The sequence below is a fragment of the Asticcacaulis sp. YBE204 genome (assembly GCF_000495855.1).
GTDB lineage: Bacteria > Pseudomonadota > Alphaproteobacteria > Caulobacterales > Caulobacteraceae > Asticcacaulis.
Map to the genome: position 1 here is coordinate 63,100 of NZ_AWGF01000001.1, position 25,225 is coordinate 88,324.

Below are 25,225 nucleotides of genomic sequence, written 5' to 3' on the forward strand. Positions count from 1 at the left end.
CCAATGCAAGTTCCTCTATTTCTTGAAGATATCAGGCTCAGGTTCGAGAGCATTCGGATTCGTTCGAAGCTCCTCCAGCCACTCCCTGACCTTACCGCCAGAAATGAAAATGCCTTTGTCAGCCTCAACTATCGCCTCTTTTATAGCGGCTCTATAAGCATGATCTTTTTCAACATACGCCAACCTTTGAGCTGCTATCGGCATAAGCTGAAGTTTCGACAAGGGTGCCAGCGGTAAGTCCGCGACATTGCTTGGATCGATCCAGCGGATTTGCTCGATTTCAGCCGCCGCAAAGACCGGTCTGTTTATCTCGACATAGAAGGCGTGGGAATGGACCTGATGCCCGGCCTCGTTCACCGCCTCGGCATGAAATTCGCCTAGATATTCAGCTTGTTCCTGCGTGATTTCCAGCCCAATTTCTTCGCGCAATTCGCGCTGCAAGGCGTCGAACGGCGTCTCTCCGGCATCGATCTTGCCACCCGCCTGCATGAAAAAGGCAGAGCCTCGTTTGCGTACAACAAGAGCCAGCCGCAGCTTTGGATCGACTATTAACGCGGTCGCAAGGACAATTATTGTACTGCTATTCATTAGATATCATCCAATACAGCAACGATTAGGAATGCAGATGCAGGATCCTGAGTCAATTTACTCAGTAGGGGATATTCTAAATTGTCGCCTGAACCCCATACCAGATGAACCAGGCATATACGCATTTTGGTGGATTGCGCCGAAAGCACAACTATTAAACAGCAATCGACATATTGTTTTAAAAGGGCCAAGCGGAAGACCCGTTGACGTAGAATATAGAGATTGGTGGCCAGAAGAATTAACGTACCCGTGCCTATATGTCGGCAAATCAACGAGTTTAAAGAAACGCTTCGGCTTGCACATAAAAAACGGGTCTGTTGGGCGATTGCACGGCAGACCTGAGAACAATATCAAATGCAAACCACTTACAACATCTTGTCAGTTGAGATTTGGAATTGAGCACATCTTTCCTAGAGAGCCCAACTCACTTAATCTCATAAAGAATTCTGTCGGCTTTTCTTGGGATACACACTTTCCCGATAATGCAATCGCAGAGCGCTTCTTTAGAGAAGATCTGCTCATTGGTAAGTGGCGGCCGTGGTTTAACATAGACTCCGAACGATAGCTTTCTCACCACGAAAAAGTACCCCGCTTGCGGGGCAACTTTTTCGTGAAATCAAGCATCCACCTCGGCGTTCAGCGCGTTGTCCTGAATGAACTCGCGGCGCGGTTCGACCAGATCGCCCATCAGCTTGACGAACAGATCGTCGGCCTCGTCGGTCATGTTGACGCGAACCTGCAACAGGGTGCGGGCGTCCTTGTCGAGCGTGGTTTCCCACAATTGCTCGGCATTCATTTCGCCCAGACCCTTATAGCGCTGGATGGTCATGCCCTTGCGACCGGCATCGAGCACCGCCGCCACGAGGTCGAGCGGCCCGCGGATGTCCGAAGCCTTTTCCTTGCGGCGGAAGACGGCAACCTCGGCGAACATGTCGCTCAGGCCTTCGACGCGCTCACCCAGGCGGCGGGCATCGAGCGAGTGCATCAGGCCGTCGTCGAGGACGATCTTTTCCGACACGCCACGGCGGACGCGGGTAAAGACGTAGCCGCCGTGGCTGGTCTCGCCGGCTTCGACCGACCACGGGCCGTCGCCGTCTTCGTTGAGGCGGTCGAGGCGCGTGGCGACATTGGCCAGAACCGCCGCGTCGGGCGCTTCGCCGAACAGGCCGCCGAGCGCCGCCTGTTCCAGCGCAAAGGCCGGGGCGCGCATGGCCAGACGATCGACCGTGGCCTTGAAGGTCTTGGCGGCGCGGACCTGCGCTTCGAGGTCGGGTCCGGCGATGCGTTCGCCATTGCGCAGTTCGAGGACGGCCTCGGTCGTGCCCTCCTCGATCAGGAAGGCGTCGAGTTCGTTATTATCTTTGAGGTAGCGCGACGACTTGCCCTTGGCGACCTTATACAGCGGTGGCTGGGCGATATAGAGGTAACCCTTCTCGATGATTTCCGGCATCTGACGATAGAAGAAGGTCAGGAGCAGGGTCCGGATGTGCGCACCGTCGACGTCGGCGTCGGTCATGATAATGATCTTGTGGTAGCGCAGCTTTTCGATATTGAACTCGTCGCGGCCGATCCCGGCGCCCAGCGCCATGATCAGGGTGCCGATCTGCTCGGATGACAGCATCTTGTCGAAACGCGCACGCTCGACGTTCAGCACCTTACCGCGCAGGGGCAGAATGGCCTGATTTTCGCGGTTACGACCTTGCTTGGCCGAACCACCGGCGGAGTCACCTTCGACGATGAAGACTTCGGACTTGGCCGGGTCGCGTTCCTGACAGTCGGCCAGCTTGCCCGGCAGGCTGGAGATATCGAGCGCCGACTTGCGGCGGGTCAGTTCGCGGGCCTTGCGCGCCGCTTCGCGGGCCGAGGCCGCTTCGATGATCTTGGTGACGATCTGCTTGGCTTCGACGGGGTTCTCCTCGAACCACTGCGACAGCTTGTCGTAAACGAGGCCTTCGACGGCGGGGCGCACTTCGGAAGAGACCAGCTTGTCCTTGGTCTGCGACGAGAACTTCGGGTCCGGCACCTTGACCGACAGGACGCAGGTCAGGCCTTCGCGGGCATCTTCGCCGGAAACCGAGACCTTCTCCTTCTTGGCGAGGCCGGATGATTCCATATAGGCCGTCATGACCCGTGTCAGCGCGCCGCGGAAGGCGGCCAGGTGGGTGCCGCCGTCGCGCTGAGGGATATTGTTGGTGAAGCACAGCATGGTCTCGTGGTACGAGTCGTTCCATTGCAGGGCCAGATCGATCTCGACCTTGTCACGGCCGCCGCGTACGTCGATCGGGGCCTTGATGATCGCCGTCTTCGACTTGTCGAGGTGCTTGACGAATTCGACGATACCGCCGTCATAGTGCAGAATGATGTCGTAAGGCTCGGCTTCGCGCAGGTCGGCGAAGCGGATATGAACGCCGGAATTGAGGAAGGCCAGTTCGCGCAGGCGGTGCTCCAGCGTCTTGCGGTCGAAGTCGATGAAGGTGAAGGTGCCGGTGTCGGGACCGGTCTTCAGCGACGGCAGGAAGGTGACGATGGTGCCGGTCAGCGGATTGCCGTTTTCACGGAGAGGCGCGTCACCGGTGATGACGGTCGAACTAACCGTCTCACCCAGTTCGAAGCGCGCCTCGTACTGCTTGCCGTTACGGAAAATCTTGAGTTCCACGTAATCCGACAGGGCGTTGACGACCGAAACGCCGACGCCGTGCAGACCGCCGGAGACCTTATAGGAGTTCTGGTCGAACTTACCCCCGGCGTGAAGCTGGGTCATGATGACCTCGGCGGCCGACACGCCTTCCTCGGCGTGGATATCGACCGGCATCCCGCGCCCGTCGTCGGACACCGAACACGACCCGTCGGCATTGAGGATCACCTCGACGCGGGTGGCGTGACCGGCCAAAGCTTCGTCGATGGCGTTATCGACGACTTCGTAGACCATGTGGTGCAGGCCCGACCCGTCGTCGGTGTCGCCGATATACATCCCCGGGCGCTTGCGCACCGCGTCCAGCCCCTTAAGGACCTTGATCGAATCCGCGCCGTAAGCGTTCGTTACGATTTCGGGATGTTCTTCGTTTTCGGCCATGCCTAGTTCCTAAATTCCGTCCATTGGCCTCCGTCGACACGAACGCCGAGCGCACGCCCGGACAGTCCGTCGAAGAGGTTTTCATCCGTGCCCGTAAACAGGGTTTGCAGGCCCAGATGATCGGTTTCGTCGAACAGCGCGCCCCGGCGAATCGGGTCGAGGTGCGCGGCGACTTCGTCAAGCAATACTACAGGATTCGGTGCGGTTTTGACACGCGAAAGTCGCGCGCCCTGCGCCAAAATCATGTTCAGAACAAGCGCTTTTTGCTCGCCCGTCGAACAATCCGCTGCCTGACGATCCTTGTCGCGGTGAAAGACGCTCAGGTCCGTGCGATGCGGCCCGAAAAGCGAGCGCCCGGCGGCCGAATCACGGGCTCTGGCGCGGGCAAAACCTTCGCGCAACCAGCCGTTCAGGGTGCGGTGATCGTAAACCGCCACGACGCCCGATTGCTCTTCGCCGGTCAGACCCAAATCGGCCTTGGGGAAGGCACCCTGATGGCTCTCTATCTCGGCCTGTAGCGCCTCCAGCGCCAGACGGCGGGCGACGATCATGCCGACCCCGGCATTGGCCAGCTGCTCCTCCAGCGCATCGAGCCACACGGCATCGGCAGGACCCTGAGTCAGTAGCCTCAAACGTTCGCGCAGGGCCTTCTCATAGGCCGCGACGGTCGAGGCATGGTGCGGGTCGGCGGCAAAGACCAGCCGGTCGAAAAAGCGCAGGCGCTCGGCGCGGGCCTCCAAGAAAATGCGGTCCTGCGCGGGGGTCAGCCAGACGAGCCTCAGATGGTCGAGCAAGCGCCCCGCGACGACGGTCTGCTGATCGATACGCACGGCGCGTTTGTCGAGGTTGCGCGGGTCGGAACCGGTGCCCAGCCGTACCTCTTCATCCTCGGTCTTGAGGATCGCCGACACGCCCCAGGCCCGGCCCTTGACTTCATGCGGCAACCGCCGCCCCAGATCGCCGACGGCGGCATTGCGCAGGCCGCGACCGGGATTGAGGACGCTGATCGCTTCGAGGAAGTTGGTCTTGCCCGCGCCATTCGCCCCGAACAGGTACAGCGACCGGCCTTGCAGATCGACATCGAGCCGCTCATAGCCGCGAAACTCGGTCAGGCTGAGGGTGTGCAGACGCGTTTTCATCGACTCGCCCTGAGTTCTGGGCTCGCTACAATGAAGGCTTGACCACGGAAAACACGGAAAGCACGGACGTCTTTGCGTGTCAGCACAGAGCCCGCAGGGCCTTTATACCGCTTGCTGGCCGCACGGATTATTTGCCGCTTCGCGCAGACGTCCGACCCAAAGGCATTTTCCGTGCTTTCCGTGTTTTCCGTGGTCAAAATCTTAAAAAGCCCGAAACGCGCTGGATCAGATGAGTTGACTTCGACCTACCATGCCCACCGACTCGCGCAAAGCCTGTTCGCACTTCGCTCTATAGCTCTACAATTTTGGTGGATATATTATCGTTCAGCATCGATATTGAACCAAGGACGCCACGATCCAATAAGCCGATCTTCCTCAAAAAAACGTTCTGCAATTGCATTAACCTTGAAACCGGAATTATACGAAAATCCGACATTACTTTTAATAATATCCAACGAAGATTCCAAATTAGGAAATATATGTTCTATTACAAATCGCAATTGGCATGTTGAATTATAAGATATTACCTTTCTAAAATTTTTATGCTTATCATGAAGCCTTCCATTTGGCTTGGTTTTTGGCATGATGTGTTGATTGAATCGTCTGTGTATATTTGTAGTTTTTCCAACATACAAACAAGGATAACTTAATTTTTTCGGCCACCAATCATGATATTCAACTTTTACCTCAATCCCACCCGGACCTTTGAGCCAAATTTCCCTATCCGCATGCAACAAAATTTCCCTAGGCCCAACCCACCAGTAAGCATAAATACCAGCATCCTGCGATAAGTTGTGCTTGGCACCTAGAATGTCGCGGACAAGCTGAATTGATTTTTTGTTGTGCACGTTATTACCCTAAAAAAACCCGCCGACATATGCCAGCGGGTTGAATTCAAAACGTAAAATCAGTGCTGATCGCTACACCCGCAGCGGCATCAGCACGTACTGGACGCCCTGATCGGCCGTGTCGAGTACAAGCGTCGGCGAGGCCGCGTCGTTCAGGCGCAGTTCAACCTGCTCACCGGCGATCTGACCCATGACATCAAGAATGTAGCGGGCGTTGAAGCCGATCTCCAGCGCGTCGGAATCGTACTCGATCTCGGCCTCCTCGACGGCCTGACCGGCTTCGATATTGCGCACGGTCAGGGTCAGACGACCCGGCTCGATCGACATCTTCACCGAACGGCTCTTTTCCGCCGAGATGGTCGAGACACGGTCCACGGCGCGGGCCAGAACGCCCGTGTCGACGATCATCGACTTGTCGTTGTTCTTGGGGATTACGCGGCCATAGTCCGGGAACGAGCCGTCGATGATCTTCGAGGTCAGAGACGCATTGCCCAGCGTAAAGCGGATCTTGGCGGGCGAGACGGTCATTTCGACATAACCCGCACCGTCGTCAAGCAGACGACGGGCCTGATCGATCGTCTTGCGCGGGATGATGACGCCCGCGCCGCCGACCGAACCCTCAGGGGCCGGCATTTCGGCGAGGGCCAGACGGTGACCGTCAGTTGCCACGGCGCGCAAGTAAGCGGAGCCGTCTTCGGTGATGGTGTGCAGGTAAAGGCCGTTCAGATAGTAGCGCGTCTCTTCGGTCGAGACGGCGAAACGTGTCTTGTCGATCAGGCGCTTCAGGTCTTCCTTGAGCAGCGAATAGGTGACGCCTTCGTGGTCGCCCGACATGACGGGGAAATCGCCGGCAGGCAGGACCGGCAGGGCGAAGCGCGAACGTCCGGCCTGCACCGTCAGACGCGGGTCTTCACCGGCCTGATAGCGCAGTTCGACATCGGCCCCGTCGGGCAGCTTGCGTACGATTTCATAGAGGGTGTGGGCGGGGGCGGTGATCTGGCCCGGCACCGAGACGATGGCCTCGGTGACATCGACGATTTCCATGTCGAGGTCGGTGGCCGAAAACGACACCTGCGACCCTTCGGCCGACAGCAGGACGTTCGACAAAATAGGGATGGTGTTCCGGCGTTCCACCACGTTCTGCACGTGGCTCAGGGCCTTCAAAAGCGCGCCACGTTCAATGATCAGCTGCATCTTAGCGTTCCAAATCGTAGATTGCCCGGAACCGTCTGTAGCGGTCCTGAGTGCAAAAGACCGGAGCTTTTGGGCTCCGGCGCTTCGCAAGACCTTAAAGGTTTCTTAAGCGGCGTCAACCGCTTGTTGAGGTCGAAATCAGCCGCGCAGTTTACGGGTGAGGGCCTCGACGTCCTTGGCGATCTGTTCGTCCGATTGCAGCAGTTCCTCGATCTTCTTGACGGCGTGCAGCACGGTCGTGTGGTCGCGACCGCCGAAGCGGCGACCGATGTCCGGATAGGAACGGGTGGTGTTCTGCTTGCACAACCACATAGCCACCTGACGCGGGCGGGCGACGCTGCGCGTGCGACGTTCCGACAAAAGATCCGCCTGCTTCAGGGCGAAGTGATCCGCCGTCAGCTTTTGAATCTCGTCGACCGTCACGCGGCGTTCCGCCGATACCTTCAGGTTGGGTTGCAGCAAGGCCATAGCTTCGTCCAAAGTCAAACTCCCCAGACGCGCACCGGCCGAAGCGGCCAGCGTGTTCACGGCCCCTTCCAGCTCACGGATGGAACCCGGTACGCGGTCTGCTAAAAATTGCAATACATCGTGGTGAGGCTTCTGGGCGGCGCCCAGTCGCATCGATAGCTGATCGAGCTTCCGCTCGACAATGCCCAGTCTCAGGCTTTGATCGGCGACGTCGAGGGCACAGACCAGTCCGGAAGACAGGTGCGACCTGAGACGCGCTTCGATTTCGTTGAGGTGCGACGGCGGGCGATCCGCCGTGAACACCACGCGCTTATTGGTTTCCAGAAGCGCGGTCAAGGTATGGAACAGCTCTTCCTGCGACGAGGTCTTGCCGCCGATGAAGTGGACATCGTCCACCAGCAGCAGGTCGGCCCCACGCAGTTCTTCTTTGAAAGCCGCCGTCGAACGGTCCTGGATCGCCTTGACGAAGGTCGAGGTGAACTTTTCCGCCGTCAGATAGACGATCTTCGCGTCCGGACGACGCGCCCGCGCCTCCCAGGCGATGGCGTTGAGCAGGTGCGTCTTTCCGTAGCCGTACGGGCCATGAAAAAACACCGGGTTGAAGTGCCCATCAGCCCAGCTCGCCACCTGGCGCGACATGGTATAGGCGAATTCGTTGCCGCGGCCCGGCACGAAGGTGTCGAAGGTCAGGCGCTCCTGAAGACCGGCCACGCGGGCGGCAGCGTCCTGAAAATTGACGACGGGGGCCGGTGCCGACGGCAGGACCGACGGCGCGGCGGTCGGAATGACGGATTCGGGGGCGACCTGAACGATCCTGGCCTGATCGTCGAATTCGACGCGCGACTTGAGGTCGAGGCTGCGCGATTCCGGGTCGATCTGCGACCACAGCTCGTTGGCGCGCTTCAGGGCATTGCGCGCGAACCAGTCGCGGGCATAGAGGGTCGGCGTTACCAGCACTGGGTCACCCATCGGCCCCTGACGCAGGGCGGACGGTGCGACATATGAATTATAAGGACCCTCACCGAGTTCGTGCCGGAGGGTGGACGCCACTTTAGACCATACCGTTTCAGGCAGGATCGGTGACCAGCTGTTTATGCCTGGCATGTTATAAAAGCCCCGATCATATTCCCCAACTCATACGCATGGACCGGACCGTTTCTCTCGTCTGGCTTAAGGGTTTCACGCCCCTGCACCGAAAGACCGGCCCTGTCCGGTTACTGGTATTTTGTCTGCGCCGGCCCGTCCTGAACAACGGTTTTTCCGGTCAATCTCAGGTCCTTTTTGGCCACCGTCCCAACCTCCATTTAGATCAGGAAAAACAAGCACTTCGGCAACAATCAAGGCTCTGGCGTCCGGACTTAACCGAGCGCCACCATTTCATCCGTGTTGGGATGGAAGGGTGAGGTGGGTTCACCTTAGCTTTCCCGGCGGTCAGGTCAACGAGGATATTTACTCACAGGAGCGAATCTTTTGGTTGACTCTGATAACCTCTTCCCCGGCAAGGAGAAATTTATTAACCGCCTTTCCTGCGTCTTTTTGACCGATTGGTAAAAAAAATTTGCGCAGAAAAAAGCGCTCCGACACGAAGGGCGGAGGCGTAAAAAGAGTGCAAAGCCGGGAAAAAACAAGGGGCCGGACACGATCGAACGATCCGGACCCCTTATCTTTTTAAGAAGAGACCTTGTTCCGCCGCCGGATAAATCTCAGGCGCGGCCAGACAGGCCTCCGGAAGCGGTATTAGGCCGCGGCCGTGTCGAGCTTCTTGAGCGCGGCAGCCAGACGCGACACCTTGCGCGCGCCGGTATTCTTGTGGACCACGCCCTTGGTGACGGCGCGCATCAGTTCCGACTGCGCCTCGACAAAGGCGGTCTTGGCGACGGCGGCGTCGCCGGCAGCCAGGGCTTCTTCGAACTTGCGGACGAAGGTACGGACGCGCGAACGGCGCGCCTTGTTGACTTCGGTACGGCGGGCGATCTTGCGGATCGCTTTCTTGGCGCCGGGATTGTTAGCCATTCATCACCTCGGTGAGATAAGTTAAGGGAGCCGCGGCGCCAGCCATCTGAGCGGGCCACGACGCGAATTTCAAGGGGGCGGGATATAACCGATGGGCAGGGGCAGGTCAACGCTTGTCAGCGAAGATTCATCCACAGTGCGGACTTTTTTCGCCTCTGCGTCTGTGGATGGCTCTGTATAGCCGGGATTCCCATCAAATCTGGCACACCGGGCAATAAAAAGTCGAACGGCCAGAATGGGTTTTGCGTTGGATAACCCCATCGCAGCCCTCGCGCAGGCAGGGCTGGCCCTTGCGGTCATAGACGCGGAAGTGGTGCTGAAAATAGCCCAGTTCCCCGCTGGCCGAGGCGAAATCGCTGATCGAGGAGCCGCCCGCCGCCACGGCCTCTTCCAGCACGGCCTTGATGGCCGCCGTGAGTTCGACAGCGTCGGCACGACGCAACGACGGCCCCGACCTGTCCGGCGACAGGCGCGCCCGCCACAGCGCTTCGCACACATATATATTGCCGAGCCCGGCGATCAGGGTCTGATCCATCAGGAGCGTCTTGAGGTTCGGTTTGCGCGCCGTCAGAGTCTCATGGAGCCAGTCGGCGTTGAGCGCGTCCGATAGGGGTTCAATACCTAGTCCCTTATACCAGCCCTGCGCATAGAGTTCGTCGGGCCTGAGCAGAAGCATAAAGCCGAACCGGCGCGGATCGTAAAAGTCGATAAGGCGGGTCGCACCGTCTTTTTCCGCCAATACCTGAACGTGCAGGTGCTTGGGATCGGGGCGCATAGCGTGATAATAGTTACCGTCGAGCGGCACGGTCTCGCCATCGAGATCGATGACCTGAAAGCGTCCGGTCATGCCGAGGTGTGTGACCCATACCTCCTGCGTATCGAGGTGAAACAGCAAGTACTTGGCGCGGCGCTCAAGTCGCAGCACCGTCGCGCCTTCGAGACGTTCGGCAAAGCGCTCCGGGAAGGCGTAGCGCAGGTTCGCACGATGCACCCTTGCCCCGGATAGACGCGCGCCGTCCAGCGCGGGCTCAAGGCCTCGACGGACGGTTTCGACTTCGGGCAGTTCGGGCATATAAACCTCACTCTATGGAGCGCGTTTATAGGGTGCTTTTAGCAACACGGAAAGCACGGAAAGCCGCTACGCGGCAGACACGGAAATGGAGTCGGTTAATCAAAACCCGGATAAATCCGTGCTTTCCTTCTTTCCGTGTTTTGCCGTGTTATAGACTTAAAGCTTAAGGGCTTACGCCGCGCGGATAACCGAGCGGCGCTGACGCAGGCGCGGATCGTCGCTCAGATCGGCGTGCCACAGCGACGGATCAAGCGCTATCTCATCCTCGATGGCGAAAGCCTGCCAGGCGAGATCGGGCTTGTCTCGGTCGGATGCCGCGATCACCGCGCGCAGTTCCGCCGCCGAGGTGACGCCGACGATGACCGACGACACGCCCTTGAGGTGCATAGCGTAACTCAGCGCCGCGTGCAGCGGATCGGTGCCGGTTTCCATCAGGTGGCGCTTGATGCGCGACAATTGCGGCCCCAGGGCCTGCAAATTCGATGGCAGAGCCTCGCGCGGCGTGAATAGCAGGCCTTGCAGGAAGACCGAGCGCACCTGAACCTCGACGCCCATGTTGGCCAGCGCTTCCAGCGCGCCTTCGCGCACCAGACGCTGATCGAGGATCGAAGCCGACACCTGAATGAGGTCGGGCTTGAAGCGTTTGGCCAGCGCGACCGGCTGGTCTTCATAACGCGCCGCGATACCGATGCGCGCGAACACGCCCTCGGCCTTCAGCTTTTCCATTCGCGCCCACAGGGCATCGCCGAGCGGCCCCATCAGGTCCGAGGCACAATCGACCATGCCGACGGCGGCGCGGGCCAGACCCATATGATCGACCGAGCGCTTCAGACGCGACTCGATCCAGTCGAGGCCTTTTTCGACGCGAACCGTGCGGATCTGCGGCTTGAAGGGTGACGGGAACGGCCAGCAACGGCCGAGAATGCGCTCGACGTCGCCTTCATAGGGCGCGACATCGATGGCTTTCAGACCGCATTGAGCGGCGTATTGCAGGATCTGGCGAACCTCATCCTCGGACACCCGACCGCGCGTATTGGAGATACCGTAATCGCAACCGAACTGCGCCGAACCCAGACCTAAAGACGCACGCGCCAAAACCGGCGTCGCCGCCGGGATTGAAGCCGTACCTGTCTCAAGAAGGGTGTCCAATGCCGTTTCCCGCAGGCCGGGAAGATTGTGGCCGACAGCCATAACCCTTACCCAAACCTTAATGATTCCAAGGCGCTAAAACGCCGTTAAGGACCCATTTGGCGGCAAACTGTTAAACAACCTCTGAAGATTTAAACCGTCCTGAGACAAATTTGCGAAATTCACAGATCATCCACAGGCAGATGGTTAATGAGGTATTACAACACCTTAACAGCAGTTTAACGTGACTGCTTCTGCGCTTCCTCGAACACGTCGTCGATGTTCTTAGGCGGCGCCTCTTCCTTCTTCGGCTCCGGTGTCGGCTCGACGATGATGTTCGGCGCTTCGGCGCTGGCCTCGGTATTGAGCAATTCATCGACCGCGCTCGATGCCGTTTCATTGAGACCGCCGCCGGGACCGGCGGGGATCGGGCTGACCTTGATCCGCGTCAGCGCCTTGCTCATGAACTCGCGCCAGATCGCCGCGGGCGTACCGCCGCCGGTGACCTTGGCCATCTGCGTATTGTTGTCGCGGCCGACCCAGACGGCGGTGACGAAGCCACCCGTATAGCCGACGAACCAGGCGTCGCGGTAATCGGAGGTCGTGCCGGTCTTGCCCGCGATATCGAACTGCGACAGGCGCACGCCGGAGCCCGTCCCGGAACGCACGACTTCGCGCATCATGGTGTTCATATAGTCGAGCGCCGGATTGTTGATGACCTGCACGCGGTTGTCGTTGGCACCCATCTTGGACTGATAGAGCACCTTGCCCGACGCGGTGCGGATACGGACGATGCCGTGGGCCTTGGCCTTATAACCGCCGTTTGAGAAGGGCACATAGGCCTGCGCCATTTCGATCGGCGCCACATCGGCGGTGCCGAGCGCCATGGCCGGATCGGTGTTGATCTTGGACTCGATCCCCAGACGCCGCGCCGTCGAGGCGACGTTGGAGCGTCCGACATCGTTGGCCAGACGCGCCGCCACCGTATTGACCGACTGCGCCAGCGCCGTGGTAAGAGTGATCTCGCCCAAATACTTCTTGGTATAGTTTTCAGGCTTCCAGTCGCCGATCGAATATTCCTCGTCGACCACGGTCGTGATCGGCGTATAGTTCCCGCTTTCCATCGCCGTCAGATAGACGAACGGCTTGAAGGCCGAGCCCGCCTGACGCTTGGCCTCGACCGCGCGGTTGAACTGGCTGTCCGAATAGGACACGCCACCGATCATGGCACGGATACGGCCCTCGCCGTCGACCGCCACCAGCGCCGCCTGTTCGACCTTTTTCTTGGCGTCGCGCGCCATCATCGCCTTGACCGCGCGCTCGGCGTCGGTCTGGATCGGCAGGTCGAGGGTGGTTTCGACGATCAGATCATCCGTTATCTTGCTGAGGTCGATCATGGTACCGAGTTCGCCATCCAGCCAATCGACGAAATACTGCGCGTGCTCGGTGGCCAAAGTCCGGGTCACCTTGATGCCGGTCTTGGCCACCTCGTCGCGCTGCGCGACCGTGATGACCTTGGCGTCGACCATTTCGTTTAGGACGATCTGGGTCCGCTTGCGCGCCCGCTCCTGATCCGACAGGGGCGAATAGCGCGACGGCCCCTTCATCATCCCGGCCAGCATGGCGGACTCGCCGATGGTCAGGTCCTTGGCAGGCTTGTTAAAATAGCGCTGCGCCGCCGCTTCGATTCCGTAAGCACCCGCGCCGAAATAGACGCGGTTGAGATAAAGCGCGAGGATTTCCTTCTTGGTGAACTTCACCTCCAGCCATACGGCAAGGATCAGTTCCTGAATCTTGCGTTTGATGTTCTGATCCGACGACAGGAAGAGATTGCGCGCCAACTGCTGCGTGATGGTCGAACCGCCCGCGAGATTAGATCCTTCCTTACGGAACGCGTTGCGCACCAGAGCGCGGCCCATGCCGATAGGGTCGAAGCCGAAATGGTGGTAGAAGCGGCGATCTTCGATGGCGATGAAGGCGGCAGGCACATAGTCGGGCAGATCGTCGATCTTGACCGGCGGCGCGAACTGCGAACCCCGCACAGCGATCAGGGCGCCAGAGCGATCCAGATAGGTGATCGACGGTGTACGATCCGTCTTATACAGCGACGAGGTGTCGGGCAGGTCGATGGCGAACACGGCGATGAAGCCCACCACGAAGATGAGCGCCCAGACACAGATGACCGTAGTCCAATAGATGAGAGCCTTCACGGGCGGACGCTTCATATTAAAGCTGAGAGCCATTCATTATCCCCATCGCGCCGGCTTTTACGCTTAGTTTCGCCGCCACTTCATGCAAACACTTGGTTAAGGATATATCAAAGCCCCGTCGCCGCACCCAGAGTTTTGTGCGTGAGTCTCGATTTTCCATGACCCGCGACTCAAAAGTGCCGCGTTTGTATAAGCATTGTCCGTCCCCATCGTGCGTTCTGACGGTTAATTTCGTCAAAATTATGCTTGAACCCTGCCCCCCGAAGCAGCCTATAGAGGCTAAATGCTCCTCGACCACCCCAACGACCCGAATGGTTACGCCGATCCCGGTGTGTCCGGCCCTGCTCTCAAGCGGATCGAGGCGGCGCGTGAGACGCTGCAAAAGGTCTTCGGCTACGACGATTTTCGTGGGCAACAGGCGCGTGTCATCGCCGCCATCCTCAACGGCGACAACGTCCTGACCATCCTTCCGACCGGTGGCGGCAAGAGCCTGTGCTATCAGATACCCGCCCTGATGCGACCCGGTTTCGGGCTGGTCATCTCCCCGCTGATCGCGCTGATGAGCGATCAGGTGCAGGCGCTGAAGGCGCGCGGCGTCCGCGCCGAGCGTCTCGACTCCTCGGTGTCGATGAACGAGCGGATGCAGTTGTGGGACGCCTGCCGCGACGGCGAGATCGACCTCCTCTACATGTCGCCCGAAGCCCTGAACCAGAGCTTTGTCCTCGATAAGCTGTCGCGTCTTCCCGTCAATCTGGTGGCCATCGACGAAGCGCACTGCGTCTCACAGTGGGGCCACGACTTCCGCCCGGAATACCGCGCTTTGGGTCAGCTCAAGGGCCTGTTCCGCGACGTGCCGACCCTGGCCCTGACCGCCACCGCCGACCTGCATACGCGTGGCGACATCAAGAAGGCGCTGCATATCGAGGACGCCGTCGAGATCATTGACAGCTTCGACCGCCCGAACCTGTCCTTGCGTCTGATGAAGCGCACCGGCAGCGCCCAGAAGATGATCCTCGACATGTTGCGGCGGCAGAAGAACGCGTCGGGCATCATCTATTCCGGCTCGCGCGACGGGGCCGAAAAGCTGGCGCGGCTCTTGTCGGCCGAAGGCTACAAGGCCGACGCCTATCACGCCGGGCTGGCACCGAAACTGCGTGAAGACCGGCTGAAGGATTTCCTCGCCGACCGCACCAAGATCATGGTCGCCACCATCGCGTTCGGTATGGGCATCAACAAGCCCGATGTGCGCTTCGTCATCCACGCCGATCCGCCCTCGTCGCTGGAGGCCTACTGGCAGGAGGTCGGGCGTGCGGGCCGCGACGGCAAACCGGCGTCAGGTGTGTGCCTGTACAGCTCGACCGATCTCGGCTGGTCGTTGCGGCGTCTGGGGATGCGTGAAGGCGAGACCGGCGCCGATCTGAGCATCCAGAAGCAGAAGGCGCTCGATTTCTTCCAGTTCGTCCACAATCCCGACTGCCGCCGCAAGGGCGTGCGCCGCTATTTCGGCGAAGCGGCGGGGGACGATTGCGGCACCTGCGACAACTGCCTGAGCCGCACACGCCCCGTCGATGCGCGCGAAGCGGCCTCGATCCTGACCTCGGCCCTGCACCGGCTCAACGGGCCGCGTGGACGCAAGAAACTGATCGAGCACGTGCTGGGCAAGAACTCGCAGGACTATGGCGCACGGCAGACGACCTTCGGCATTGCGGCTCAAAAGGGCTACAAGGCCGATTTCCTCGCCGACGTTCTCGACTATTGTCAGGCGCTCGGCCTGATCGCCGAGGAAATGTACGACGGCAAGATGCCGATCATCGCCCTGCACGACGGCGACAAGGTCAAGGCCATGTGGCGGGGCGAGATCGACATCAGCGTCCGACCCTGATGCTCAGTCGACCATAGTGGTTACATTTGTTGACCATCGCGTCACTGACAAAACTTGACCTTAAGGCGCGCTACCCACATCTAGCCTTTCATTCTTTGAAGCCTTTGTGTGTGTCCTATGTCTGCGCCCGATTCCGTGCCTAATCCGCCGAAAAATCCGTTTCTCGTCATCTTCACCTTAGGGGCCCTGTCGACGATCAGCCCGTTCGCGATCGATATGTATCTGCCCGCCTTCGGTCAGATCGCCAAGGATTACGGCACCACCACCGCCCATGTCGGCCTGTCGCTGTCGACCTATTTTGCGGGCATGGCGCTGGGGCCGTTGTTTTACGGCCCCCTGCTCGACCGCTTCGGACGCAAGCCGCCGCTGCTGTTCGGGCTCGGTTTGTTCGTCCTGACCTCGCTCGGCTGCATCGTCTCGCCCAATATCGAGACCCTGATCTGGCTCAGGCTGTTTCAGGCGTTGGGCGGTTGCGTCGCCTCGGTGGCCGCGATGGCGCTGGTCCGCGATCTATTCCCCCCAAAAGACACCGCCAAGATCATATCGCTGATCATCCTGACCATCGGCGTCTCACCGCTTCTGGCCCCCACCATCGGCGGGGTCGTCGCCGCGACGCTCGGCTGGCACTGGGTGTTTGCGTTCCTCGCCGCGATCGTCGCCCTGATCCTGACTCTGGCCATGCTGTTACTGCCTGCCGGCAAGCCCGCCGATACCTCCGTCTCGTTGGCCCCGTGGCCGATCATCAAAACCTTTGCCGGGATCTACCGCAACCGGACCTTCGTCACCTATCTGTTTGCGGGCGGTTTCAGCTTCTGTACCCTGTTCATCTATGTGTCGGGCTCGCCGGTTATCTTCATGGATATCTTCCACCTGAAGCCTGAAACCTACGGCCTGATTTTCGCGCTGCTCAGCGTCGGTTTCATCGGATCGAGTCAGGTCAATGTCATCGTCAACCGCTACTTCCCGTCGAAACAGATCCTGCGCGTCGCCCTGACGGTTCAGTGCATCATCGCCACGCTTTTCGTCATCGGTGCGTGGCTGAACGTCTTCAACGTCTACGGCACCGTAGCGATGATCTTCCTGCTTCTGTCGTGCATCGGCTTCATCGGTCCGAACTCCTCGGCCACGGCCCTGTCGAGCCTGACGCGCGACATCGGTTCGGGCTCCGCCCTGATGAGCTTTACCCAGATCGGGCTGGCCACCGTCGTGTCGGCGGTCGTATCGAACCTGCACGCCACGACCATGACCCCGATTGTCGCGGTCATGGCGGTGTGCGCGCTGATCGGGCTGGCCATTCTGATTTTGGGTAATCCAAAATCCGCAGCCGCCACAACCGATGCCGCGTAATCCGTCCGCGCCTGTCGTTTCGGTCCTGAGCCTGCTGGTCGCTATGGCTTCGGTGCAGATCGGCGCGGCCTTTGCCAAACACCTGTTCAGCGATGTCGGTCCTATGGCGACCGTCGCCCTCCGGCAGGGCTTTGCGGCAATCATCCTCTTGGCTGTGTTCAGGCCGTGGCGCGCCGGCCTGTGGCCGACCGGACGACGCTGGCGAACGCTGGCCCTCTACGGTATCGTGCTCGGGGTGATGAACCTCGTCTTTTATGCATCGATCGCGCGGATTCCGCTCGGCATCGCCGTAGCCATCGAGTTCATCGGCCCCCTCGCCGTGGCGTTGATGGGCTCACGGCACAAACTCGATTTCGTTTGGATTGTACTGGCCGTTGCCGGTCTGTGGGTACTTCTGCCACAGGGCGATGCGGCGCATCTCGATCCGCTGGGGGTCATCTTCGCTCTGATCGCCGGAGCCTGCTGGGGCGCCTATATTCTGCTCGGTCAAAAGGTCGGCTCTCAGATGCCCGGTGGCGTCGCCGTCAGCCTCGGTATCGCCGTTTCGTGCATCCTGACCGTACCGGTCGGCCTCAGTACCGCAACCCCGGCCCTGTTTACGTGGCCCGTCCTGCTGATGGGACTGGGGGTCGCGTTGTTGTCCGGCGCGATACCGTTCACCATCGAGATGTTCGCGCTCAAGGCCATCCCGACCAAGACCTTCGGCATCCTGATGAGCCTTGAGCCCGCGGTTGCCGCCCTCTCAGGCCTCGTCCTGCTGCATGAATTCCTGACGGGGCGTCAATGGCTGGCCATCGCGCTGATCATCGCGGCGTCGGCGGGCGCAACTGTTACGGCACGCAAGGCTGTAACCGTAAAAGATACGGCTTAAAATCAGAGATTATCGCCGAGGAAATCGATCATCCGTTCCCAGGCCAGTTCCGCCGCCCCGGCGTCGTAAACCTCAGGCCGCGTCTTGTTGAAGAAGGCGTGGTCGGCGTCGTAGCTGTACAGTTCCGGATGACGGCCCGCGCTCCGCATATCGGACTCGATCTTGGCCACGACTTCCGGCGTGACCCAGTCGTCCTTCTTGCCGAAATGCCCCTGAAACGGGATGATGATATTGGCGGGGCTGGCGAATTCCTTGGGCGGTACGCCGTAGAAACAGACCGCCGCCGAAAACCCTTCCAGCCGCGCGGCCGACGCAATCGTCAAAGCCCCGCCCATGCAGAAGCCCATGACGGCAACCGTCTGATTGATGCCTTTCAGATAGGCCAGAGCCGCCGCGATATCTTCGTGGACCGCGCCCGGAAAATCGAGCCCATTCATCAGGTGACTGGCCTCATCGGCGTCTTTCGTCACGCGGCCATGAAACAGGTCGGGTGCAAGCGCATTAAAACCATCGGCGTCGAAGCGATCGACGATGGATTTGATATGGTCGTTGAGGCCCCACCATTCCTGAAGCACGATGACGCTGGGGCGCGCCGGGTCGATCCCGGACAGATAGGCGGACAGAGAACCCCCATCGGGGCGGGTGATGTCGATCATCTGGCCCATAGTCTAATCCTCGGATATTTTTTGATTTTATGCGGTGCAGTAATCCCCACCATAAAATCATTCCGCCCCCGCTGTAAACCCGCTTGATAGGGCCTATATGGATTAGGATTATCTAAAAGGTTGCACCGCAACAGATTTGCCTCCTACGGAGTTATTTCCATGCAATACAGACAGTTGGGCCGGTCGGGCCTCAAGGTGCCGGTTCTGAGCTTCGGCACGGGCACCTTCGGCGGCAAGGGCGACATGTTTTCCAAATGGGGCGCGACCGATGTGGCCGAGGCCACGCGGCTGGTCGATGTCTGCCTTGAGCACGGCGTCAACTTCTTCGACACCGCCGATGTCTATTCGCGCGGCGTCTCCGAGGAAATCCTCGGTGCGGCGATCAAGGGCCGACGCAACGATGTTTTAGTCTCGACTAAGACGACCTTCACCATGGGCAGTGGCCCGAACGACAAAGGCTCGTCGCGCTATCACATCCTGCGTTCGGTCGAGGACAGTCTGAAACGCCTCGCCACCGACCATATCGACGTCTATTTCATGCACGGTTTCGACGCCCTGACGCCGGTCGAAGAGGTTCTGTCCACCCTCGACACCCTGATCACCTCGGGCAAGGTCCGCTATATCGGTGCGTCGAATTTTTCCGGCTGGCACCTGATGAAGTCGCTGGCGGTGTCCGAGCGGCTGGGCCTCAATCGCTACGTCGCCTATCAGGGCTATTATTCGCTGATCGGGCGCGAATACGAATGGGAGCTGATGCCCCTGGCGCTCGATCAGGGCGTCGGCACTATGGTCTGGTCGCCGCTCGGCTGGGGTCGCCTGACCGGCAAGATTCGCCGCGATCAACCCGCCGCCGAAGGCCGCATTGCTCAGGGCGGCGAAGGCGGCGGTCCGCCGGTCGATACTGAGCGCCTGTATGCGGTTGTCGATGTGCTGGCCGAACTGGCCGAAGAGACCGGCAAGACGATCCCGCAGGTGGCGCTCAACTGGCTGCTGCAACGTCCGGGGATCAGCAATATCGTCGTCGGCGCCCGCAACGAGGCGCAACTGATCGCCAATCTCGGCGCGGTCGGTTGGGATTTGTCCGCCGAACAGGTCGCGCGTCTGGATGCGGTGAGCCGTACCCAGCCGATCTATCCCTACTGGCATCAGATGGGCTTCGACCGGAATCCCAAACCGACGCAGTGGTGATACCATTCTCATACCTCCCCAACTTGTTGGGGAAGGGGACCGCACGAAGGCCAAAGGCCTGAGATGTGGTGGTGGGGGTTCTTGCTTTCTTACATCAGTGATCGTTGAGGCTCAGTAAGATACCCTACCACCCCTTTGCTTCGCAAAGCGGTCCCATCGCTTGGCGAAAGCTATACTTTCGTCTGCACTATACCCCGGCATAGCCAGGGAGGTATAAGACAGATCAATCCTTTCGGCACACCGGCACCAGCGGCTCGGTCTGTCCGTCTTTCTCCGGCAAGATGCTGAACCGCTGCATCCGCTCCGGCGTCAGATATTTGCGCGCCGTGGCCTGCAATTCCGCCGGGGTGATGGCGTCATATTGTTTCGCCACCCCGACCTCGTAATCCCAGCGTGGTGAGCCATACAGCCCCGGCAGGACGCGCAGCCATTCCTGATGCGTTTTGTAATTGTCATTGAGCCGCTCCGTCATGGGAATGCGCACCTTTTGCAGCTCATCGAAACCGACGGGACGCTCTCGCAGGTCGCGCGCTGTTTCCATCAGGATACGGATGAACAGTTCGTCCTTGTCCGGATTGATCTCGGCCTGCGCCGAAATATAGCCGTAGCCTCTGAACATCATCGAGCCGTAACTGCCCGCCGAAGCCCCGTAACTGGCCCCTTGCCGTTCGCGCACCTCTTCGTTCAGGCGGTCGCTGAGAATGGCCGAGAGCAACTCGATCCGCCGGGTTTCACGCACGTCGCTCAGGGCATCGGTCGTCGGAAACACCGCATAGGCCACGGCCTGATCGGCACGGCCTTCGTGGAACAGGCGATAGCTGTGCGCCGTCACGGGCAAGGTCAGACGCTCGCCCCGGGCGGCCAGCACCGGTGCCGCCGGCACCTTCGGCAAGGTGGCAAAGGTCCGCTCCATCCACGACAGGGCGGCGGTTTCGCTGAGGTCACCGACGATGGTCACCTCGATCGGCACATTGGTGACCGTGCGGCGAACCACGCCGATCACGTCGGCGGGTTTAAGGTCGCGCACCTCGTCGGCGGCGGGCAGGTCGTAGCGATGATCGCCGCAATTGAGTGTCGGCAACAGATAGTAGCCGAGCATATCGTCCGGCGTCGACCTCAGACCCTTCACCATATAGGTCAGGTTGCCGCGCGTGTTCTCGAAGGCTTCGACGCGGTCGCCCGGATCGGTCAGCCACGCCATCATCAACTGCATCTGATAGGGAAAACCCGCCTTGTCGGTGTCGCCGGTCAGGTAGGCGGCATCCTCGTCCAGATCGTAACCCAGCCCATAGGCCTTGCCCCCCAGAGCCCGGCCGATCCCGTCGGCGCTCAGCTTGCCCAATCCCCACGGCAAGGGGTCGTAAACCCACGCCCGATACAACGGATCGGGGCCGTCGGGCGAAAACAGTCTTGTCCCGCCCTCGAAACGCACGGTGACCAGCACGCGGTTCTTTTCCAGCCCCGACGGCTTGAAATTGAGCGTCACGCCGTTGGGATAGGTATAGCGCGTAAAACCAAGCGTCTTGACCACAGTCCTCGTCACGTGACGCACGGGCTTGCCGAAATCCGCATAGGGCCAGACGGTGGCCTGAACGTCGGTCACCGCCTCGACGCGTTCACCATTGGCCGCCGCGTAGGTCGCGGTCAGCGCCGCCTCGTCGAGGCTGTCGCGCTCCGGCCCCTGACGGCTGATCAAAGGCCCGTCACCGCCGAACAGATAGGCGATCTGCGCATTGACCCCGGCCACCGTGAACGCCGGTTTCAGCTCGTTCCACAAGGCAATGAACTGCTCCGGCGACATATAGACGTCGTCGTGGTCGACATAGTCGAGCAGCCCCGACGCCAGATCGACATTGTTCGGCGTCTTGCGGCTTAGCAGATCGCGCTGATTGGCGGCTTCGAAGCGCACCAGCGCCTCGGCCAGTTCGGATTCGGTGACGCCGTGAGTACGGAATTGATTGATGCGGCGCACGACCTCGGTCAGGGCTTCGCGCGACTGACCGAATTTCGGCACCACCGACACCATCGTCTGGTTGGCGGTCAGACGTTCATTGTCATAGCCCATCTGCGCCCCCAGATACGGCGATCCGGCCAGACGCCCACCTTCCGACAGGCGGTGATTGAAGATATCCACCGCCAGCGCTTTCAGAAGCCCCACCCGCCGTGTAGCCTTCGCATCGGGCGCGTCGATCCACGGCCGGAACCAGCTCAGCGATATCTGTTCCGGCAGGCCTTTTTCCGCGTGGACGAAGGCGCGCAGGCCCTTAGTCTGATAGGCCCCCAGCTTCGGTGGCAGGGGGGCAGCGCCGACCGGCTGCCAGTCGTTGAACACGGTGGCGATCTTCTTTTCCATGGTGTCGAAGCTGAACTTTCCTACCACAATCAGGGTCGCCCGTTCGGGACGGTAGTAGGCTTGATAAAAGGTCAGCAAATCGTCGCGCGACGCCTTGGCGATGACCTCCGCCTTGCCGATGGGCCAGCGATCGGCATAGGTCAAACCGGCAAAAGCGGCGCGGTCCCAGGCCTGAGACGCTCGGCTGTCGGGCGTGGCGCGCTCGCGTTCTTCCGCCGCGATCACGCCGCGTTCGCGATCGATGGCCGCCGGATCGAAGGTCAGGTTCGAGGCCGTCTCGCGGAAGATGAACAGACCGGTCTGTACCAGCTTGTCGCTCCACCCCGGCAGGTCGAGGACATATTCCGTCGTCTCGAAATGCGTAAAGGCATTGGCGTCGGTCCCGTAATCAAACCCATTCTGCGCCAGAAGTCGCACCAGCTCCCCCTCTCCCAGCCCTTTTGAGCCCTTGAAGGCCATGTGCTCGACGAAATGCGCCAGCCCTTCCTGCCCGTCGCGTTCGTCGATCGAACCGCCGCGAATCCGAAAGCGCATGGAAATCCCCTGCGCCGGGGCACTCGACCGGTAGAGGACATAGGTCATGCCATTGGCCAGACGCCCGAACCGCGCATCCGGATCGGGTTTGAGGTCGCTCTGTTCGTGCGGCCAGATGACCTGCCCGAAATCACGAGCTGATACGGCGTCGGCTACCGGCACCGTCAGCAGCACCACCGCCGCGATCGCCCTTATCAACTGGCGCACGCCGCCTCCTCTTTACGAAATTTCATATTGAAGGCTAATCAAGCGGCGGAGGAAAGACAAGGGGACGTTGAACCTGTAATCTGCCCGTCCAAGGAGCCTGCATGACGCGATTTCGCATGGATATAGCCGCGCTTTACGTTGTCGGAGGGCTGACGGCGGGAGCCGCTTCGTCGCATGAGATCAGCGAGGTCATCGTCCGCGGGCGGCTGGAGCCCTATCGCGGCGATGCGGCTTTTTCCGCCATAACCGTGCAAAAGGCCGATATCGATGCTGCGGCGTCGCTCGATGAGGCACTGAAAACCGCCACGCAGGCCTCGCTGTTTCGCCGCTCGTCCAGCCTGACCGCCAATCCGACCGTGCAGGGCCTGTCGCTGCGGGCCATCGGGCCGTCCGGTGCCGGACGCGCGCTGGTCACCTTCAACGGCGTACCGCAAAACGATCCGTTTGGCGGCTGGGTCATCTGGGCCGCCCTGCCGTCCGACGCCATCGACCGTGCCCGCGTGGTGCGCGGGGCGGGTGGCGGCGCCTATGGGGCGGGTGCCCTGACCGGCGTGGTCGATCTCGGCCTCGCACCGCCCATAGATACCTTTTCCGGACAGATCGATATCGGCGAGAGCGGCAATCACGGCATCAGCCTGACGGCGGGGTACGGCGGCGCGATGCTTTACTACACGCAGGCCACCCGCTATGGCGACGCGGCGGTGCGCGACCCCCAGCGCGGGGCCGCCGATCAGGGCGTCTATGGCGAAGACCGGTCTCTTCTGGCCACCTGGGAGCGGCCTTTGGTGGCGGATAATCCATCTCTGGGCAATCTGACGTTTGTCGCCGGACACTATGAGAGCCGGCGCGATACGGGCCTCGACGGCGCAACCGCCCTGTCGAGCGGCAACCAGTTCGCCGTGTCCCTCACGCGCCGACCCGAAGCGTCGCGCAAAGGCTTCCGCCTTCAGGCCTGGTATCGCGACTCCGACCTCGCCAACCGTTCGGTTTCGGTGCTGACCGGACGCACCGGCACGGCGCTGGCCAACGATCAGATCGGCACGCCGGCGAAAGGCTATGGCGTCAACGCCGCCTTGCGTCATCAGGATGACGACCGCGAATGGGAAATCGGCGTCGATGCCCGCCTCAATCGCGGCGAGGCCCGCGAATATTTCCGTTACGTGTCGGGGGCCGCGACGCGTTACCGCGTAGCGGGCGGCGAGACGCGGCTGATCGGAGCCTATGCGCAAGGTATGCAAGGTTTCGGGCCGTGGAGTCTGACCGGCGCGCTACGCGTCGACCGCTGGCAGGCGACCGACGCCTTCCGACAGGAACGCGACCTGCCCACCGGTCAGACCGTCCTCGACCTGCGGCCCGATAAGGCGGAAAAAACCGTCGTGTCGGCGCGGCTGGGCCTGACACGGCGGGTCAACGCGCAAAACCAGTGGCGGATCGCGGCCTATAACGGCTTCCGCCCGCCGTCTCTGAACGAGCTTTACCGGCCTTTCCGCGTCGGCAACGATGTCACCGAAGCCAATAGCGCCCTGAAACCGGAAACCCTGAAAGGCATCGAGACGGGCTGGCGCTACAACGACGATTCCTACGGGATCGACGTCGGGCTGTTCTATAATGTCCTCAGCGACCCGATCAGCAATATTACCATCGGTTTCGGTCCCGGCACCTTCCCCACGGCGGGTTTTATCCCGGCCGGTGGCGTCCTGCGTCAAAGACAAAATGCCGGTGAAATTCAGGCGACCGGTCTGGAGGTTTCCGCCGGTTGGATCGCCACCCTCAACCTGACCCTGAAGGCGTCGGCCACCCTGACCGATGCCCGGATGACCGGGGGCGATCCGACGCTGGAGGGCAAACGCCCGGCTCAGGCTACCGACTATATGGCGACCTTCGGCGCCACCTATCAATTCACGGGGGCCAACGATCTCAGTCTCGACTGGGTGTTTACCGGCGAAAGCTTCGAGGACGATCTGAACCGGCAACGCCTGCGTCCCGCCAGCAAGCTGCGGGTACGGTTCGATAAACTGGTAACGGACCATTGGTCGGTGATCGTAACGCTGGATAATGCGCTCGATGCCGATATTCCCATCCAGCGCACTGCGGACAATATTATCAGCTACGACAACCGCCGCAGTCTGTGGCTGACGCTGAAATATATACCCTAAGCCAGCAATTCACGCCCGACCGGCGAGCGTTGCAACCACGCCGCCGCATAGCCGCAGATCGGACGGATCTTCTGCCCGTGCGCCTTGATAATCTCGACAAGCCCGCGCATCAACTCGCCGGCGGCACCCGATCCGCGCAGTTCCGGCGGCGCGTAAACATAGTCGATAAAGACGACCTCGCCCTGCACATGATAGTCGGCATAGGCGACGAACCCTTCGCGGTTCAGTTCGAAGCGGTCGTTTTCCTTGTTGTCGGTGACTTCAGTCATCACACATCTCCCTTTTTCTC

At 60.5% G+C, this 25,225-nt stretch carries 18 protein-coding genes; 5 read left to right on the top strand and 13 right to left on the bottom strand.

The window, feature by feature from the left end; genetic code table 11:
• Positions 1-15: 15 nt before the first annotated feature.
• The 10 genes from AEYBE204_RS0119715 to AEYBE204_RS21285 form a co-directional block, all read right to left on the bottom strand.
• Positions 16-588 carry an NUDIX domain-containing protein gene (locus AEYBE204_RS0119715; protein WP_023460372.1) on the bottom strand — a complete coding sequence of 191 codons (573 nt, stop codon included), beginning with the start codon at positions 586-588 and terminating at the stop codon, positions 16-18.
• 616 nt (positions 589-1,204) lie between these two features.
• Positions 1,205-3,661, bottom strand: coding sequence for a DNA topoisomerase (ATP-hydrolyzing) subunit B (gyrB, locus tag AEYBE204_RS21250; RefSeq protein ID WP_023460373.1), 2,457 nt, complete (start codon positions 3,659-3,661; stop codon positions 1,205-1,207).
• A gap of 2 nt (positions 3,662-3,663) precedes the next feature.
• Complete coding sequence (gene recF / locus AEYBE204_RS21255; protein ID WP_023460374.1) at positions 3,664-4,800, bottom strand: DNA replication/repair protein RecF; 1,137 nt, start codon at positions 4,798-4,800, stop codon at positions 3,664-3,666.
• Between the two features lie 317 nt (positions 4,801-5,117).
• Positions 5,118-5,648, bottom strand: a complete 531-nt coding sequence (locus AEYBE204_RS39790; protein ID WP_081724551.1) for a GIY-YIG nuclease family protein — start codon at positions 5,646-5,648, stop codon at positions 5,118-5,120.
• A gap of 72 nt (positions 5,649-5,720) precedes the next feature.
• The gene (gene dnaN / locus AEYBE204_RS21260; protein ID WP_023460375.1) at positions 5,721-6,842 is read right to left on the bottom strand and encodes a DNA polymerase III subunit beta; all 1,122 of its coding nucleotides are present in this window, start codon (positions 6,840-6,842) and stop codon (positions 5,721-5,723) included.
• A 138-nt stretch (positions 6,843-6,980) separates the two neighbouring features.
• Positions 6,981-8,414 (bottom strand): chromosomal replication initiator protein DnaA, encoded by a 1,434-nt coding sequence (gene dnaA, locus AEYBE204_RS21265; protein ID WP_031229474.1) that lies wholly within the window; start codon positions 8,412-8,414, stop codon positions 6,981-6,983.
• Positions 8,415-9,047: 633 nt separating this feature from the next.
• Positions 9,048-9,323, bottom strand: a complete 276-nt coding sequence (rpsT, locus tag AEYBE204_RS21270; protein ID WP_023460377.1) for a 30S ribosomal protein S20 — start codon at positions 9,321-9,323, stop codon at positions 9,048-9,050.
• A 193-nt stretch (positions 9,324-9,516) separates the two neighbouring features.
• Positions 9,517-10,395, bottom strand: a complete 879-nt coding sequence (gene mutM / locus AEYBE204_RS21275) for a bifunctional DNA-formamidopyrimidine glycosylase/DNA-(apurinic or apyrimidinic site) lyase (RefSeq protein WP_023460378.1) — start codon at positions 10,393-10,395, stop codon at positions 9,517-9,519.
• Positions 10,396-10,566: 171 nt separating this feature from the next.
• Complete coding sequence (locus tag AEYBE204_RS21280) at positions 10,567-11,586, bottom strand: aldo/keto reductase (RefSeq protein WP_023460379.1); 1,020 nt, start codon at positions 11,584-11,586, stop codon at positions 10,567-10,569.
• 176 nt (positions 11,587-11,762) lie between these two features.
• A complete protein-coding gene (locus AEYBE204_RS21285; protein WP_023460380.1) occupies positions 11,763-13,766 on the bottom strand; it encodes a transglycosylase domain-containing protein in 2,004 nt (667 codons plus the stop codon).
• A gap of 250 nt (positions 13,767-14,016) precedes the next feature.
• On the opposite strand from AEYBE204_RS21285, the gene AEYBE204_RS21290 reads away from it, so the two are divergent.
• The 3 genes from AEYBE204_RS21290 to AEYBE204_RS21300 all read left to right on the top strand — a co-directional run bounded on the left by AEYBE204_RS21290 (position 14,017) and on the right by AEYBE204_RS21300 (position 17,833).
• Positions 14,017-15,615 carry an ATP-dependent DNA helicase RecQ gene (locus AEYBE204_RS21290; RefSeq protein ID WP_023460381.1) on the top strand — a complete coding sequence of 533 codons (1,599 nt, stop codon included), beginning with the start codon at positions 14,017-14,019 and terminating at the stop codon, positions 15,613-15,615.
• Between the two features lie 117 nt (positions 15,616-15,732).
• On the top strand, positions 15,733-16,962 hold the full coding sequence (locus tag AEYBE204_RS21295; RefSeq protein ID WP_023460382.1) for a multidrug effflux MFS transporter: 1,230 nt from the start codon (positions 15,733-15,735) through the stop codon (positions 16,960-16,962).
• Complete coding sequence (locus tag AEYBE204_RS21300) at positions 16,952-17,833, top strand: DMT family transporter (RefSeq protein ID WP_023460383.1); 882 nt, start codon at positions 16,952-16,954, stop codon at positions 17,831-17,833. Before AEYBE204_RS21295 ends, AEYBE204_RS21300 begins: the two co-directional genes overlap by 11 nt.
• 2 nt (positions 17,834-17,835) lie before the next feature.
• Here the strand turns inward: AEYBE204_RS21300 and AEYBE204_RS21305 are convergent, their stop codons facing one another.
• Positions 17,836-18,498: a dienelactone hydrolase family protein gene (locus tag AEYBE204_RS21305; RefSeq protein WP_023460384.1), complete on the bottom strand. Its 663-nt coding sequence runs from the start codon at positions 18,496-18,498 to the stop codon at positions 17,836-17,838.
• 159 nt (positions 18,499-18,657) lie between these two features.
• On the opposite strand from AEYBE204_RS21305, the gene AEYBE204_RS21310 reads away from it, so the two are divergent.
• Positions 18,658-19,686, top strand: coding sequence for an aldo/keto reductase (locus AEYBE204_RS21310; RefSeq protein ID WP_023460385.1), 1,029 nt, complete (start codon positions 18,658-18,660; stop codon positions 19,684-19,686).
• A 223-nt stretch (positions 19,687-19,909) separates the two neighbouring features.
• Here AEYBE204_RS21310 and AEYBE204_RS21315 read toward each other — a convergent pair whose 3' ends face one another.
• The gene (locus AEYBE204_RS21315) at positions 19,910-22,780 is read right to left on the bottom strand and encodes a pitrilysin family protein (RefSeq protein WP_023460386.1); all 2,871 of its coding nucleotides are present in this window, start codon (positions 22,778-22,780) and stop codon (positions 19,910-19,912) included.
• Between the two features lie 101 nt (positions 22,781-22,881).
• On the opposite strand from AEYBE204_RS21315, the gene AEYBE204_RS21320 reads away from it, so the two are divergent.
• On the top strand, positions 22,882-24,936 hold the full coding sequence (locus AEYBE204_RS21320; RefSeq protein ID WP_031229483.1) for a TonB-dependent receptor: 2,055 nt from the start codon (positions 22,882-22,884) through the stop codon (positions 24,934-24,936).
• On the opposite strand, the gene AEYBE204_RS21325 is transcribed toward AEYBE204_RS21320, so the two are convergent.
• On the bottom strand, positions 24,933-25,205 hold the full coding sequence (locus tag AEYBE204_RS21325; RefSeq protein WP_023460388.1) for a GNAT family N-acetyltransferase: 273 nt from the start codon (positions 25,203-25,205) through the stop codon (positions 24,933-24,935). The two genes, AEYBE204_RS21320 and AEYBE204_RS21325, sit on opposite strands and share 4 nt — an antisense overlap.
• Positions 25,206-25,225 lie beyond the last annotated feature (20 nt).

Excerpts from the sequence above, each read along its gene's own strand:
- mutM (WP_023460378.1), bottom strand. The coding sequence starts at position 10,395 with ATGCCCGAACTGCCCGAAGTCGAAACCGTCCGTCGAGGCCTTGAGCCC.
- recF (WP_023460374.1), bottom strand. The coding sequence starts at position 4,800 with ATGAAAACGCGTCTGCACACCCTCAGCCTGACCGAGTTTCGCGGCTAT.
- dnaN (WP_023460375.1), bottom strand. The coding sequence starts at position 6,842 with ATGCAGCTGATCATTGAACGTGGCGCGCTTTTGAAGGCCCTGAGCCAC.
- AEYBE204_RS21280 (WP_023460379.1), bottom strand. The coding sequence starts at position 11,586 with ATGGCTGTCGGCCACAATCTTCCCGGCCTGCGGGAAACGGCATTGGAC.
- dnaA (WP_031229474.1), bottom strand. The coding sequence starts at position 8,414 with ATGCCAGGCATAAACAGCTGGTCACCGATCCTGCCTGAAACGGTATGG.
- AEYBE204_RS21305 (WP_023460384.1), bottom strand. The coding sequence starts at position 18,498 with ATGGGCCAGATGATCGACATCACCCGCCCCGATGGGGGTTCTCTGTCC.
- AEYBE204_RS21285 (WP_023460380.1), bottom strand. The coding sequence starts at position 13,766 with ATGGCTCTCAGCTTTAATATGAAGCGTCCGCCCGTGAAGGCTCTCATC.
- AEYBE204_RS21300 (WP_023460383.1), top strand. The coding sequence starts at position 16,952 with ATGCCGCGTAATCCGTCCGCGCCTGTCGTTTCGGTCCTGAGCCTGCTG.
- AEYBE204_RS21310 (WP_023460385.1), top strand. The coding sequence starts at position 18,658 with ATGCAATACAGACAGTTGGGCCGGTCGGGCCTCAAGGTGCCGGTTCTG.
- rpsT (WP_023460377.1), bottom strand. The coding sequence starts at position 9,323 with ATGGCTAACAATCCCGGCGCCAAGAAAGCGATCCGCAAGATCGCCCGC.
- AEYBE204_RS21320 (WP_031229483.1), top strand. The coding sequence starts at position 22,882 with ATGACGCGATTTCGCATGGATATAGCCGCGCTTTACGTTGTCGGAGGG.
- AEYBE204_RS21295 (WP_023460382.1), top strand. The coding sequence starts at position 15,733 with ATGTCTGCGCCCGATTCCGTGCCTAATCCGCCGAAAAATCCGTTTCTC.
- AEYBE204_RS21290 (WP_023460381.1), top strand. The coding sequence starts at position 14,017 with ATGCTCCTCGACCACCCCAACGACCCGAATGGTTACGCCGATCCCGGT.
- AEYBE204_RS0119715 (WP_023460372.1), bottom strand. The coding sequence starts at position 588 with ATGAATAGCAGTACAATAATTGTCCTTGCGACCGCGTTAATAGTCGAT.
- gyrB (WP_023460373.1), bottom strand. The coding sequence starts at position 3,661 with ATGGCCGAAAACGAAGAACATCCCGAAATCGTAACGAACGCTTACGGC.
- AEYBE204_RS21325 (WP_023460388.1), bottom strand. The coding sequence starts at position 25,205 with ATGACTGAAGTCACCGACAACAAGGAAAACGACCGCTTCGAACTGAAC.